Origin of the sequence: Parvibaculum sp., from assembly GCF_040882025.1 — a bacterium.
Lineage (GTDB): Bacteria > Pseudomonadota > Alphaproteobacteria > Parvibaculales > Parvibaculaceae > Parvibaculum.
The window spans coordinates 1-1503 of the sequence record NZ_JBBECC010000006.1; the positions used below are offsets into that span (position 1 = coordinate 1).

The 1503-nt window shown below is 65.5% G+C and carries 2 protein-coding genes; both read left to right on the top strand.

Annotated features, from left to right (window positions below; translation table 11 throughout):
• Positions 1-867 (top strand): MFS transporter (locus WEB61_RS00420; RefSeq protein WP_368062351.1); only part of this gene is annotated, 867 nt, incomplete at its 5' end.
• 20 nt (positions 868-887) lie between these two features.
• Positions 888-1436, top strand: coding sequence for a pyridoxamine 5'-phosphate oxidase family protein (locus tag WEB61_RS00425; RefSeq protein ID WP_368062352.1), 549 nt, complete (start codon positions 888-890; stop codon positions 1434-1436).
• Positions 1437-1503: the final 67 nt, after the last annotated feature.

A 1503-nucleotide genomic window follows, 5' to 3' on the forward strand; every position in this document is an offset into this window, starting at 1 on the left:
CCGGCCGACCGTTTCGCGGCGCTGACGGGGTTGCAGATTTCGATCGGCACGCTCGGCGCGCTGATGGCGACCGCGCCGCTCGCCTTTGCGGTGGAGGCGATCGGCTGGCGCGCCAGCTTCGTTCTCGCCGCCGTCTTTACCGGCGTTCTCGCGGTCATCATGGGCGTCATCGTGCGCGATGCGCCGGCCGGTCATCCGGTGGCGACGGGTCCGCGCGAAACGCTTGGCCAGAGCCTTCGCGGGCTCGGCGAGGTCGTGCGCCATCCGGCAGTGCCGCCGCTCTTCGTGATGATCTCGACCGGCTATGCGGTTTTCGCCGCCGTGCAGACGCTCTGGGCCTCGCCCTATCTCGCCGATGTGCACGGGCTCGACCTCACCGCGCGCGGCAATGTGCTCTTGCTGCTGACGGCGGGCCAGGTCGTCGGCCTGCTCGTCTGGGGCTATGCCGAGCGCATTTTCGGCAGCATCAAGAAGCCGATCATGGCGGGTGCGGCGCTCTCGGCGGCGATCCTCGCCCTCCTTGCCGCGCTCGATGCGCCGCCGCTGTGGCTGGTCACCGCGCTCTTCGTGATTTTCGGCCTCAATGCCGGCTACACGCCGCTCTTGCTCGCGCATGGAAGGCTGATCTTTCCGGACCGGCTTGCCGGACGCGGCATCACCATCCTCAATTTCGGCAACATGGCCGGCGTTTTCGTGCTCAGCGCATTGTCGGGCGTGCTGATCGGCCAGTTGCTGCGCATGGATTTCGGCTTCGAGATCACCTACCGCGCCGCCTTCGGTTTTCTGGCCTTCGTGCTGGTCGTGGCGGCGGCCTATTATTCGACGATCCCCGACACGAATTCACGCGCGCTTATCGACGGCGATTGAGCGGAAGAGAGGATAAGAAAATGGCAAAACAGTTCCCGAGCATCTCGCCCGAGTTCAAGGCCTTCATCGAGCGCCAGCATATTTTCTTCACCGCCAGCGCCACGGCCGAGAGCCGCATCAACCTCTCGCCCAAGGGTCTCGACGGCTTCCGCGTCACCGGCGAAAACGAGGTCTGCTATCTCGACCTCACCGGCAGCGGCAACGAGGCGGCGGCACATCTGAGGGCCGACGGCCGTATGACGATAATGTTCTGCGCCTTCGAAGGCCCGCCGATGATCCTGCGCCTTTATGGCCGCGGCCGCGTCGCGCGCAAGGGCACGGCGGATTATGCGCACTACCTCGCCGGGTTCTTCGACGGGAACGAGCCCGTTGGCGCGCGCCAGATCGTCGTCGTGGATGTCGAACTGGTGCAGACAAGCTGCGGCTTCGGCGTGCCGCTCCACGACTACAAGGAGGAGCGCCCCTCGCTTGTCCGCTGGGCCGAAGCGCAGGGCGAGGACGGCATCGCCGCATACTGGCAGGAAAAGAACCGCGTCAGCATCGACGGTCTGCCGACGGGGGTGGCGTAGGGCGCAGCGGTGGAGATGGTCCCTATATGGGGATCGAGCGTTGCGCTGACAATTGGGGATATCTTTT

Bases quoted from the DNA above. Each gene is read 5' to 3' on its own strand.
- WEB61_RS00425 (WP_368062352.1), top strand. From the start codon at position 888: ATGGCAAAACAGTTCCCGAGCATCTCGCCCGAGTTCAAGGCCTTCATC.